Origin of the sequence: Prevotella sp. HJM029 (assembly GCF_000599605.1) — a bacterium.
Lineage (GTDB): Bacteria > Bacteroidota > Bacteroidia > Bacteroidales > Bacteroidaceae > Prevotella.
This window is the reverse complement of the sequence record NZ_KK082675.1, coordinates 28,928-41,917: the sequence shown is the minus strand read 5'-3', so window position 1 is coordinate 41,917 and position 12,990 is coordinate 28,928. Positions and strand designations below refer to the sequence as shown.

Below are 12,990 nucleotides of genomic sequence, written 5' to 3'. Positions count from 1 at the left end.
CAGTGCATGCGGGAGCCGTGTATGCCCGCTTCCTAAATTCCATTCGTTTCATTACTGTTTGTTTTTATATATTTTTTTGTTTTAAATCTTGTTTCCTGTTTGTTTGTAACGATAGCAAATCAAACTATATAGCGTTGTTATTGAATAAAATCGCTTGCAAAGGTAAAAGTTTTAAATGGAATATAAAAACATTTTGTAAGGTAATTGGGGGGGGTAGATGAAAATATGTCGCGAGAGAAGCGGTGGAAATGCGCTGTAGAGTGTGTTGGGATGCGGGTTACAGGGTTGCATTGTTTAATATTTTTTTGCAAGTAGATGGCAGGTTGTCTAAGGTGAATTCTTGCTGCTAATGCTTTCTATTCTCAAAAAAAAGTGGTTATTTTGCAGCCGAATTAAAACGAAATAAATGGAAGTTATCAATGGTATAGTAGCGTTACAAAACGCATTGTATGCATCGCGGAAGGCGGGCAAGCGAATAGGTTTGGTGCCCACGATGGGCGCGTTGCACGAGGGACATGCTTCGCTCATTCGACAGAGTGCGAAGGATTGCGATGTGACGGTGGTTTCGGTGTTTCTCAATCCCACGCAGTTTAACGACCAGAACGATTTGGCTCGCTATCCGAAGACATTGGAGGCCGATTGTGCTTTGGCTGAGTCGTGTGGTGCCGACATTGTGTTTGCTCCATCGGTGGAGGAGATTTATCCCACGCCCGACACGCGTGTTTTTGCCTTTCCGCCTGTGACGACGGTGATGGAGGGAGCCTATCGGCCGGGGCATTTCAATGGTGTTTGTCAGGTGGTGAGCCGTTTGTTTTACATCGTCAAGCCTCATTGTGCCTATTTTGGTGAGAAAGATTGGCAGCAAGTGGCTGTGATTAAGCGTTTGGTTGGCTTCATCAACAGCGAGGTGGAGATTATTGAATGTCCCACGGTGCGCGAGTCTGATGGCTTGGCCAAGAGCAGTCGCAACACTTTGCTCACGCCCGAAGAGCGCTTGTTGGCACCGAAGATTTACGAGGCACTGCAGGCGAGTGTGGCGCAGAGCCAGACGAAGACGGTGGGCGAGGTGCACGATGAAGTGGTGGCTCAGCTCAATGCCATCGATGGTCTGCGTGTGGAATATTTCGACATTGTGGATGGTGCAACGCTGCTGCCTGTGACCCGTTGGGACGAAGCGGCCGAGGTGGTGGGCTGCATCACGGTGTATTGCGGTGCCACGCCCATTCGATTGATTGACCACATCACTTATCGAAAGGAGGGCAAGGCATGATGATTGAAGTTTTGAAGAGCAAGTTGCATTGTGTCACGGTGACCGAGGCCAATTTGCATTATATGGGCAGCATCACTATTGATGAAGATTTGATGGATGCTGCTGGGCTGATTGCTGGTGAGAAGGTGCAGATTGTGAACAACAACAATGGTGAGCGTTTCGAAACCTATATTATAAAAGGTGAGCGTGGCAGTGGTTGCATTTGTCTCAATGGCGCAGCTGCGCGCAAGGTGCAAGTGGGCGATGTGGTGATTATCATTGCCTATGCGTTGATGGATGTGGACGAGGCCAGAGCATTTTCGCCTGCCATCGTTTTTCCTAAGGAAGGTAATCGGCTGTAAGCGTCGTTGACGCGTGTAGCAACAAGGAAAATGTGAAATGGAGTGTGCGGCGTAGGGTACGCCGCACACTTTTTGAGCCAGTTCTATGCGGCGTAGGGTACGCCGCACACTCTTTTGGTCAGTTCTTTGCGGCGTAGGGTACGCCGCACACTTTTTGGGTCAGTTCTTTGCGGCGTAGGGTACGCCGCACACTATTTTGGTTAGTTCTATGCGGCGTAGGGTACGCCGCACACTTTTTGAGCCAGTTCTTCGCGGCGTAGGGTACGCCGCACATATCTATATGAGCAAAGCGTCACATTGCGCGCAGGAGCGGACAATGTGACGCTTTTGTTTTTGGGTTGTTGTGGCTACTGGCCTTGCACATGGGCAATAGGTTGCGCGGCGCAGCCGCCACCGAGAGTTATTTCTTGGTTTTGTGAGCCGTTGTGCGCTTGGCTTTCGTTGCGCCATGCGCTTTGTCGGCTTGTTTTGCGGCGCTCGTTTCGGCAGAAGCGGTGTGGCTCGTAGCTTTTTTCTCGGTTGCTTCCAACTTTTGGATTTTCGCTTGCAATCGCACAATTTCTTTATCCTTCATCTCGATTTCGTCGCCTTGATTTTTGATCATGGTGAGGAGGTTTTCGAGTTCGTCGTTGTCGATATCGGCCGGATAGAGGCCATTGACACGATTGATGAAGTCGCCAAGAATATTCATGTAGTTGGTGAAGGCGTCGAAAGGACTGTCGTAAATGCCGCGATCAATGCCCACTAATGAGGGTTTTGTGGTCATGAAACGAAAGTTGTTGCTGGCCTGCAGATAGTCCCAGTCTTGATTGATGCGTGGGTCGTTGGCAATGCGCACGCGGTCGGCCACGCTATAGAGCTTGTTGAACGCCTCTTGCTGCATGGGGTTTCCCAACCATGGACTAACGTCGCGCTCTTCGTCAACCCAGCTTAAGGAGTCGGGCACCAAGAGGTGGTCGACAGGGCGACGATTTTCGCAGAGCTCAGTGGGGGTGGCAAATGTGATGTGGCGTGCTGCCGCGCAATCGGGTAGGGCTTTGAAGAACTCCAAAATGTTGCTTTCTAATGGCTGTGCCATGCCCAGGGCCGATAGTTCCATGAAGATGTTAATCACTTCTTCGCGCTCGGGGAGTGAGGCAATTTCGTCGATGAAATGGTCGGCAAATAGGGGATAGCCCGCCCAGCTGTGGTCGTTGAATCGCAGCGAGATGTCGTCGCTCAAAGCGATGTCGCGCAGAAGCAATTTCAAATTGGGTGCTAAGGGATTGTTGTACAAGTAATGGGGCGATTTCCATCCCAGCACGTGCTTCGCTCCCTCGGTAATCATGCCTTTGAAGCCCATTTTAGCAGCCTGGTAGCCAATTTCGTCGTTATAGATGAGCGAGGAGTTGCGCAGCACCTGAGGCTGTTTGCCGAAATATTCATACATCAAGGCACACTGCCGTTTCACTTCGGCGGCGAAACTATCCACATTCACTAATGATGAGAGGCCATGCGAATAGGGTTCGGCGAGAAATTCCACGCAGCCCGTTTCGTTGAGTTCCTGCAACTTGCTCAGCACTTGTGGAGCATGCATCTCTAACTGCTCCACGCAGACGCCGCTCAGCGAAAATGCCACTTTGAACTGCTGCCCGTGACGATGAATCATGTCGAGCAGGGCATTGAGCGCTGGCATATACGATTTTTCGGCTACTTCGGCTATTCGCTGCTCGTTTTCGTAGTCGTCATAGTAATAATGATCGGTGCCGATGTCGAAAAAGCGATAGCGCTTGAGATGCGTAATCTGGTGTATCTCAAAATATAAACAGATTGTTTTCATATGTCTTTTATTTTTTTGTTTCTATTTATTGCCAACCTAACACGCGCAGATAGAGTTCCTTTATCCATGCACCCACCTTGGTCCATGTAATTTGGTCGACCTCTTTCTTGCCCTCGACGGCTAAATAGTCGAAGAGGCTTTCGTTGTGGCAGATGCTGTAAATGGCATCGGCTAAAGCGTGGATGTCCCAGTAATCAACCTTGATGCAGTTCGTTAAGATTTCCGAGCAGCCACTTTGCTTGGAAATGATGGTGGGCGTGCCACATTGCATAGCCTCTAAAGGCGAGATGCCAAATGGCTCACTCACGGAGGGCATGACGTAGACATCGGAATCTTTCAAACATTCGTATACTTGCTTTCCGCGCATGAATCCAGGGAAATGTAAACGGTCGGCAATGCCCCGTTCGGCAGCAAGGTAAATCATTTGATTCATCATATCGCCCGAGCCCGCCATGCAGAACCGCACGTTGCGTGTGCGGTGGAGCACCATGTTGGCAGCTTCAACAAAATATTCTGGTCCCTTTTGCATCGTCAAACGACCTAAGAAGGTAACGACTTTCTCTTTGCCTTTGTGATTGGGGCGGGGAAGCTTTTGAATTTCTTCGGATAGCGGATAAACCGCATTGTGCACGGTGAACACCTTGCGTGGGTCTTGATGATATTGCTGAATGACGGTTTGACGCGTTAACTCGCTCACGCACATGATGCAGTCGGCATGATCCATTCCATCTTTTTCAATGCCAAACACAGTAGGGTTGACATGGCCGCGGCTGCGGTCGAAATCGGTAGCATGCACATGAATGCAAAGTGGTTTTCCACTCACATGTTTAGCATGTATGCCTGCAGGGTAAGTCAGCCAATCGTGGGCGTGGATGATGTCGAATTCGAGTGTGCGTGCCACAACCCCCGCGATGATGGAATAATTGTTGATTTCTTCATGTAGGTTTCCAGGATATCCGCCCGCAAACTCCATGCATCCCATGTCGTTGACGTGCATATAATTGAAATCTCCATAGATGTGATTGCGCAACTGATAATAGCGTTCTGGCGACATCACATGGCCAATGCGTGCCCTGAGTGTGTCTGCATCAAAATCACGCCATGCAATAGGTACGCAATTCATGGCTATGATTTGTGCAGCCGTTTGATCTTCGTCACCGAAAGGCTTAGGCAAGCAAAGCGTAATATCCATGTCGCCTTGTGCATGTAATCCTTCAGTAATTCCATAGTTTGCTGTGGCTAAGCCACCATAAACATGGGGCGGATATTCCCATCCAAACATTAATATTTTCATGCCTTTCCCTCCGTATCTGAAGTGAAGTGATAATTTTCGAGCTGTGCTAATGTACGTAAAATCTCGGCCACATTCATGGCAAACGAGATAGCCGCTTTTCCCTTAAATGGCGGGTTGCCATCGAAAAGCTCAGGAATAGTTCCTAAGCAATGATGGGTCATCTCGTCTTCATAACCAACCATTTGCCGTTCTATGAAACTTAATCGGGTACGTTTGTAGAGTTTCAAGCAGGCCTCCATGTAGAAACCACCCAGCCATGGCCATGCTGTTCCTTGATGATAGGCGTAGTCGCGCTGGCGTTGTGGTCCCGTGTAAAGAGGGGTATAGCCATTACTTTTGGGGGAAAGCGTGCGTAGTCCTTTCGGTGTAAGCAACTCGCGCGTGCAGACGTCCAGCACATTTTTCTTTTGTTCCTGGTTTAAAGGGGAGTAATCTAACGCTACGGCAAAAATCATATTTGGACGCACACTCCAATCCTGTTGCCCATCGTCTACATAATCGAATAAGTAGCCATGCTCATTTACAAAACACGAAACAAATGCTTGTTGACAGCGTGTGGCCAGAGACTCAAGATGTTTTACTTTGGCTTTATTATGAGTTAATGTAGCCATCTCGACAGCAAATTTAAGGGCATTATACCACAATGCATTGAATTCGACGATATAGCCTGAGCGGGGAATAATGGGATGACCATCTGTAGTAGAGTTCATCCAGGTCATAGCTCGCTCGCGCCCTTCAGTATAGACCAACCCATTCTCCTTGAGTATCAAGTGTGGATGACGGCCCGATTCTACAAAAGAAAGAATCGCAGAGAGCAGACTACCATAGCGTGATTGGCATGCTTCTAACCCCGCATCTTTAGCATATTGTTGAAGACACCATATCGCCCACAGCATCACATCGGGTTGTTCTATCTCAGCAATTTTGACCGAAAGTGGATGACCTGCCATAAACTCTTGTAGGCCACGTGTTGCAGTTTCCATGACCAATTCAAAATAGTCACGCTCATTGATAGATAGTGTCAGTCCAGGTAATGCAATAAACATGTCGCGTGCTCGGCATTTAAACCATGGATAACCTGCTAAAATATAACGGTCGCCATTTTTCTCATGAATGTGGAACTGGTGAGCTGCATTCACCAAGCAGTGGAAGAAGTTGTCGCGTGGAGTACGTTCAGCCACTTCTGTAGTAAATAAATCATGTAGTGTTGAATGCTCGATTTCTGAGGTTGATGCTGAAAAAACAATACTCTCCCCCTTTTTGATATCCAATTCAAAATAGCCTGGCACATATAAGTCTTCTGTAGAATCGTAGCCTCTTTCTCTTTCTTTCGCATACTCAATGTCACGATACCAATCGGGCTGATAAATGAATTCATTGGGTTTGTCAAACTGTAAATACAGATTAGGATACCCTGCATATAAACAAGTGCAAATTCCTCCATTGACAACTTGGTAGTCGCGACTGGCAATACCATTGGCGTGTGTAAATTCTTTCACACTGCGAAAGGCCAGGAAAGGGCGCAATCGTAGCTTGGTCTCAGAATGGGAGTCAACCAATGTGTAACGAATGAGAATGCGATTTTCATAATGTTGAAAGACAACCTCACGTTTTAAAATTACTCCGCCTACACGATAAATAGTTGTTGGCACTTTATCGCAGTTGAATGCCTGGATATACTTGTGACCATTGGGACTAAAATGATTGCCTTGATAACGATGTAAACCTAAATTAAAATCGGCACCATGCTGTACGACGGTTACATCTAATGACGATAGTAGCACATGGTTTTCATCATCTAACTCAGGTACGGGAACCACTAATAGTCCATGATACTTACGCGTATTACAATCAACTATGGTGGAACAAGAGTAAGCTCCCGATCGATTAGTGCGTAATAACTCGCGGGTGAGCGACTCTTCTAAATTTGTTACCAATGCTCGTTCAAACTTCAAATAACTCATAGTTTTCTATTAAGGCTTATGAATTTAGTTCATATAGCGCCAGTATTTTTAATAAATAGTTTTGTTGTGTTCAAAGTTAAACATTTTCTTTGAAAGGACGAATAATATTGTTCGTTTTTTGTGGCGATTATTTTTTTTCGCTTTCTAGTTACATTTTATCTTGCAAAAAAGAAATAATAAAAAGTTTTTCAGTACTTTTGCACATATATATACTTTAGATATTAAATTAATCGCACGATGGTACTAAAACGGGACTACGAGAAAAAAGAAGTCGTTAAAGCTGTTGCTGAAATGTGGGCTCCACTCACACAAGCTGAAAAACGGGTGCTGCTTCAAGATATTCATATCAAGAGTTTTAAAAAGAATCATTTCATCTATAAATCATCAGATCTTCCTACGCGTATGATGGTACTAATTCAAGGGAAGATAAAGATTTATAAATGGGGAAGAAATGGGAGAAGCCAAATCATACGTGCCATTAAACCAATGGAATTTTTTGGCTTTAGAGCTTATTTTGCTAATGAATTATATAAGACGGAAGCAATGGCACTGGAAAATGCTGTGGTTGCTTTTTTTAATACCGATACGATAGTTAAGCTGATGAAAGAGAATTTTCATATTAGCTTATTTTTCTTGAGATATCTTTCAAAAGAACTTGGACAGAGTGATGACAGAACCGTGAATCTTACGCAAAAGCATATCCGTGGTCGTTTGGCCGAGGCTCTATTGCTGCTTAAAAATAACTTTGGATCGGAAGAAGAAGACGATACCTTGAGCATTCATCTTAGTCGAGAGGATTTAGCAAGTCTTTCGAATATGACGACGAGCAATGCTATTAGAACGCTTTCAAATTTTGCAAACGAAAATCTTATTGTAATTGATGGACGGAAAATAAAGATAGTCAATAGCGACGAATTAATAAAGATTAGTCAATTGGGTTGATTCAACTATTCAATAAAATAGCATAGATTGCACTATAAGAACTATTGCTTTTAAGTACAATCTATGCCATTTCTTTTTATAAAGTCCATCATTTTAAGCAACTTTCTTATCCCGAACTTGCGTATAATAACACCGATATTCTTAATAACTAAAAGAGCTGTATCAAACCCTATAATGAGTAACGACACAGCTCTTTTTCTTGTTTTGAGGGAGATTAAAGTTTCTAATCAAGAAGTTCGCATCCTTTCAGATGTTGGGTTTGTATCCAATATATTTTATGGCAACTATTTAAGCTCATGCAACATGTAGGGTGCTCCAGAAACCTTTACCTTCAATTTTTCATAGCTTCCATCATCCATGTGATAGACAGAGTAGCCCATGCCTTGGTCTGTTGACATGCCGAAGATGATATTATTGCCAAACTTGCAGATGGATGTGGCCCAGCCTACAGTTCCAGAAAAATTCATCTTCTTGCAAGTCTTATTGTATAGATTAATTTCAAAGGCTTGAAATGATTTGTCATGAACGTAGTCAGGTGGATTGCTTGCCGCTCCGGGAATGTTAAGGTATCCATAAACCTTTCCGTTTCCACCATACACTTTATTATAAGCATACGATGTCCTGTTCCCCTTTACTCCTTCTAAGTTTACGTCTGCAAGGGTGAAGCAATATGAGTTGTCAAAGTCTTGCTCCCCTTTCTTAATCCGCAAGAATCCTTCTTTGACCCCAGGCTGGTATCCAAACATAGCTACGCAATAGAAATAGATGTCACCCTTCTCGTCCACGAATGGGTCCCCAGCAGGGGTCATAGAGGAGGCCATTGTAGCACGAGGGTCACTAATCATTTTGATGGGCTTATCGGTCTTGGTATCTATTAAGGCTATATGTGCCCCCTTCTCGCATGAGTAGGCAGACTTTAATTGGCAGAGCGTCACGTATAAGATGCCGTCTCTGATGATGGAAGCACATGGTTCAGGATTATTGTCGCCAGCCAACTTCCCCAAGGAATAGCCAGATAAATCTATTTCTCCTGTTTTTGTCATAGAGGACGGATCTATAATCCACACCTTTCCTAATCCAAGACAAGAAACGTAGGCTTTCTTCTCGGATAAGAATGTGATGTATGTGGCCTTTGCACCACTTGGAAATAGCATGGTGTTTCCTTCTTGAACAAGGATTCCATCCTTAGGGATGTACTTGTAGAGGTGTTCTGTATCTGTCACATATATCTTATTTTTATACACGAATGTGAATGCCCCCTTCGGAAGCACCAATGCGTTGTCTGTATTGAGTGAATTAATACTCAGATCCTTGAACAGGCTAATATATGTGTTTTCTCCGATGTTTACGCTGTGTACAAATCCTACTTCAGATTTTGTAGAGGGAGGAAAGTCCGGAGAGTCCTTTCCGCATGAGGTGAGACCTACAAGAGATAGCAACACAAGGGCTGCGATTAAAAAATAATGTTTCATTTTATTTGTTTTTAAATTGGTAATATATTACAAACTCATTGCTCCGCCCGATGTTTTGTCGCGGAACAGATTAAAACGCAATTTTGTTTTAAAAGTGCGTCCTTGCAGTGGCATCTTGAATTCCATATAGTTCTCCTTGTCAAAGATGTTCTCAACTTCGAAACTCAATGAAATGTTGTTGTGCCAAAAGGATTGTTGAAGGCCTATGGTAAACACATCGTTGGAGGGGATAATCCATTTTTTACGCTGGTCGGACAGTGTGCTCATTTGCCATCCCCAATCGAATTCTCCGACATGGGACACATCCATATAAATTCTAGATAGTTCATTTCGCCCCAGCAAATTTTCTGCATGATACTCCAAACCATAGTTAAAATAGAAAGACGGTATGTTGGGTACATGTTTATTATATGTGGGATTATCCGTCCCTTTTGCATCGTTTAACCATTTCTGCCGGTCTCGAATGTCCTGTAGTGTAAGATTGAAATATGTATAGATGTTTGGTGTCACGTCTACTTTCAAATCGGTATCAAATCCCATCGTGCTCGTCTTTCCCAAGTTTGTGTAGATGGAATGGATATCAGCGGGGAAAAGCCTTATCATATTTTGGATATACATGTAATAGAAGTTTGTTTCCCACTGCACGCGGGTAAGTCCCATCACATTTCTTATATCTATGATGGTTCCAACGTTCAGGTTGTCTCCAATTTCAGGCAGTAAGTTCACTGATGGCTTGATGCTCATTCCGTTACCGAAAAGTTCTCCTGTGTCAGGGAGTCTCACATTGTGTGAAAACGAGAACTTTCCCCTCACGCCTTTCCAAAACTCATAGCTCACTCCCTCACTAAATCCGTAGTACGTTTTGTTCACACTTGTTTGTTTGGGAGCTGATGCATCTTTTATTTGGGCTTTCGACAAGGCATCGCTTGTTCTAAAGATTTTTGACTTCAGATAGTAAATGCTTATCGTCAAGGAATTCTGAAAACGATGATTGGAAGAGGCATACAAATGACAGAGTCCGATATTGTTTGAAATCATTTTGCTGGGAAACGAGCTAGGATCGAACCCGAGATAGTCATTCTTGCGTTCATCTTTAGGACGGTAGTCCGAAAGAGCAAGTTGATCATTTATGTTGAATGTATGTTGTCCAAATGTATATTTTAAATTAAATTTGTTTCGTAATTCAAATTGCCGGTTATGGGATTCATTAAGAAGATTATCTTCTGTTTCCCCCATTGCCTGAGTGATGGTTCCATCCCATTGTCTTCTTGTTGTTGTTGTGTCTATCAGGCTCGTTTGTATAATAGGAATAACAAGGGATGATTTCATTTCCAAACCTTTAAAGATGAAGTCGTCTTTTTCTATATGCAAAGTGGGCATTATATTAAAGTCTTTCATATAGGCATGCTGCGAATCAAAGTTAAGAGACTGTATACCTTTTTTATTTCTGTAGAAGGCGCATTCCAAATCCAGTTTATCGAAGTATAACTTTCTAAAACCAATGCCGACATGATAGAAGTCTGCGTCATAATAGTCATTATTTCGTCTTACCTTTCTGTATTCTGAGACTGGCAGGTTTATTTCGAATACTGGCCATGACATCGTGTAGTTGTTCTTGGATTTATTCTTAAAGAAAGCAACATTAAATAATATGCCTGACTTTGCAAAAAGCTTTTGAGCACTTGTAAGTGTCTTGGATGTTCCGAATGATGCCAATTCCTGCGTGAATCCTACTAAGTCGCATTCATCCTCACGTGTCACAATATTGATGGCTCCTCCTAATCCGTCGCCTCCATATTCTGCAGGCACAATACCCTTGTACACCTCTATATATTTGATTACATCTATTGGAATATCGTTGATGTCGAAAGAACCGTCAGGACTGTTGAGTGGAAACCCATTAATATATACGGCGACACGCTTACCTTCTAAACCATGTACAGATATGCGCGACGCACTTCCCAATCCGCCTGTCTTTCTTACTTTGATGCCAGACGTGCGTGTAAGAATTTCTTCTATACCGCTTGAACGTCCCCGCAGCTTGGATCCGTCCACTACGGTTACAGCCATAGGACTCTGCCGAATGCGGTTTATTTCCGCCTGCTGGGAAGATCCCCTCACTACAACTTCGTTAAGGACGTTCGCTGATGATTCTAAGAAAAAGTCTTTTGTGATATTGCCGTTTAACACAATGACTTGCCTTACTCGTTTATATCCAACAAATGAAACCTCAACAATACATGTTCCATTTGAGGGAATGTCAATTTGATAATTGCCTGTCTTGTCAGAAACTGTTTTCTGTTTTGTATTTTTGATTGATATGTATGCCCCAGATATGGGAAGTCCTGTTTCTTTATCTATGATTTTCCCACGTAATATATTTTGGGCAGACAAAACTGTTGTACACAAACACAGTATCGTTACGATGAATAATCTGTTCATAATTTTATGGATTAATGAGTTCTCGCCATCCTGCCGTATTATAGCGTATGTATTCAGATAAGACCTGTTTTACCTCTTCCTTGCAGATTTCTGTGCTTGAGACAATCTCTCCGATGATCGTTACCCATGTGGAAGAGGAAATCCGAAAGAATAGTGACGAAATTCTTGTTTGTATTTGTGGATAGACTTTTTGCATTTGGTCAATATATTCTTTACTTATTGTAACTTGTTCTTCGATAAAATTTTCACGGAAAAACTCTACAGAAGTACCTTTTGATTCAAAGAGTAATAACTTTAATTCTTCTTTATATAAGAAAATTATTTTAAGCGTTTCTCTTAGCAAATCTTTTTGATTTTGTATAGAGAAGTGAAGTTTATCTATTTTGTTATGTTCTATGCGATAGGAGGACATCCTTTCATCCAAGACTATAAGTAAAGGTCTAAGGACAGTATAAAAAATATCATCCTTTGTCTTAAAATAATTGTATATATTACCTAAGGCAACTCCCGATTTTGCCGAAATTGTTCGCATCGAAGTTTTTCTAAAGCCATTTTTAATAAATTCATTGCGAGCAGCTGCGACAATCTTGTTTCTTATGTCTTCTTTTAACGTTTTCATTACTGTTTTATTAACGGACATCGTTTAATTTTGTTCATAAAAAAAGCGTACTGTCTTTTTTAGACAGTACGCTACTTTTATTATTGCCTTTATGCGGCTGTGTGATATTTTTATCATTAATTCGATTTTTGGATACAAAGATATGGAAAGAATCCGATACAGACAATACCTATTAATGAGTATTTTAATCGAATTATGATACCAAACTTAAATGAGCTTGAATAAAAATTCTCCTTCAACATTTTTTTCTAAAAGCGATTCTTTGTAGAGTATCTTCCCAGCAAACTGCGTGTAGGGTATAATCTTTCTGTTGCGATAGTCCTGTAAGGAGCAGGAACTGATATGCAGCCGATCGCACACTTCCTTGCACATGAGGAAAAGTCCATCTATAAGAGTAGCTTGTGCGTATCCGTCATTTCTACTATCCGTTTCCCTACATTTCTCAATGTCGAGACGACCAGCTGCATCTCGTCCGTCTCCATGTTCAAATCTCTTGTTGTTTCCTTTATATTTGTTTGCTTTTAAGTTTATTCGACTTTGTAAGAAGAAGTGCTTCCACATCTTCACGCGTGCAATAGCACTTGTGTCCGATCTGCGTAAACGACAGCATACCCATATCGTGATAATGCTACAAGGTGCGCTTACTGATATTCGGTAGCCCGCACACATCCCCTTTGTGCGGCCTATCTGTGTGCTTGCTTTTCTCTCCGAATGTCTTGTGGCAGCATTCTTATAAAATACATATAGCGATGATAACCAAGGATAATGTTACAGAAATATTCTGTATTATCGATGAGTTTGACAAGAATTTAGGCGGTGAATTGAAG

General features: G+C 42.9%; 9 protein-coding genes and 2 pseudogenes. 3 read left to right on the top strand and 8 right to left on the bottom strand.

Going from position 1 to position 12,990, the window contains the following annotated elements:
- Window positions 1-406 precede the first annotated feature (406 nt).
- Together panC and panD are read left to right on the top strand one after the other, a co-directional pair.
- Window positions 407-1,270: a pantoate--beta-alanine ligase gene (panC, locus tag X919_RS0112750; RefSeq protein ID WP_028900442.1), complete on the top strand. Its 864-nt coding sequence runs from the start codon at window positions 407-409 to the stop codon at window positions 1,268-1,270.
- A complete protein-coding gene (gene panD, locus X919_RS0112745) occupies window positions 1,267-1,611 on the top strand; it encodes an aspartate 1-decarboxylase (RefSeq protein WP_028900441.1) in 345 nt (114 codons plus the stop codon). Before panC ends, panD begins: the two co-directional genes overlap by 4 nt.
- 400 nt (window positions 1,612-2,011) lie before the next feature.
- On the opposite strand, the gene X919_RS0112740 is transcribed toward panD, so the two are convergent.
- From X919_RS0112740 to X919_RS0112730, 3 genes are read right to left on the bottom strand one after another with little or no spacing between them, the layout of a single operon-like run.
- Window positions 2,012-3,430 (bottom strand): glycoside hydrolase family 57 protein, encoded by a 1,419-nt coding sequence (locus X919_RS0112740; protein ID WP_028900440.1) that lies wholly within the window; start codon window positions 3,428-3,430, stop codon window positions 2,012-2,014.
- Window positions 3,431-3,455: 25 nt separating this feature from the next.
- Entirely contained in the window at window positions 3,456-4,724 is a 1,269-nt protein-coding gene (locus tag X919_RS0112735; protein WP_028900439.1) for a glycosyltransferase family 4 protein, read from the bottom strand.
- Window positions 4,721-6,688 carry a glycogen debranching enzyme N-terminal domain-containing protein gene (locus X919_RS0112730; protein ID WP_028900438.1) on the bottom strand — a complete coding sequence of 656 codons (1,968 nt, stop codon included), beginning with the start codon at window positions 6,686-6,688 and terminating at the stop codon, window positions 4,721-4,723. Before X919_RS0112730 ends, X919_RS0112735 begins: the two co-directional genes overlap by 4 nt.
- A 237-nt stretch (window positions 6,689-6,925) precedes the next feature.
- Here X919_RS0112730 and X919_RS0112725 point away from each other — a divergent pair, with 237 nt between their 5' ends.
- Complete coding sequence (locus X919_RS0112725) at window positions 6,926-7,630, top strand: Crp/Fnr family transcriptional regulator (RefSeq protein ID WP_028900437.1); 705 nt, start codon at window positions 6,926-6,928, stop codon at window positions 7,628-7,630.
- A 284-nt stretch (window positions 7,631-7,914) separates the two neighbouring features.
- On the opposite strand, the gene X919_RS0112720 is transcribed toward X919_RS0112725, so the two are convergent.
- The 5 genes and pseudogenes from X919_RS0112720 to X919_RS16255 form a co-directional block, all read right to left on the bottom strand.
- Window positions 7,915-9,102 carry a YncE family protein gene (locus tag X919_RS0112720; protein WP_028900436.1) on the bottom strand — a complete coding sequence of 396 codons (1,188 nt, stop codon included), beginning with the start codon at window positions 9,100-9,102 and terminating at the stop codon, window positions 7,915-7,917.
- Window positions 9,103-9,129: 27 nt separating this feature from the next.
- Entirely contained in the window at window positions 9,130-11,544 is a 2,415-nt protein-coding gene (locus X919_RS0112715; protein WP_028900435.1) for a TonB-dependent receptor, read from the bottom strand.
- A 4-nt stretch (window positions 11,545-11,548) separates the two neighbouring features.
- Entirely contained in the window at window positions 11,549-12,184 is a 636-nt protein-coding gene (locus X919_RS0112710; protein WP_028900434.1) for a TetR/AcrR family transcriptional regulator, read from the bottom strand.
- A gap of 186 nt (window positions 12,185-12,370) precedes the next feature.
- Window positions 12,371-12,672, bottom strand: a pseudogene (locus X919_RS15465) (DNA-binding protein).
- Window positions 12,669-12,893: pseudogene (locus X919_RS16255) on the bottom strand (multidrug DMT transporter permease); the annotation flags it as partial. The pseudogenes X919_RS16255 and X919_RS15465, both read right to left, overlap by 4 nt.
- Window positions 12,894-12,990 lie beyond the last annotated feature (97 nt).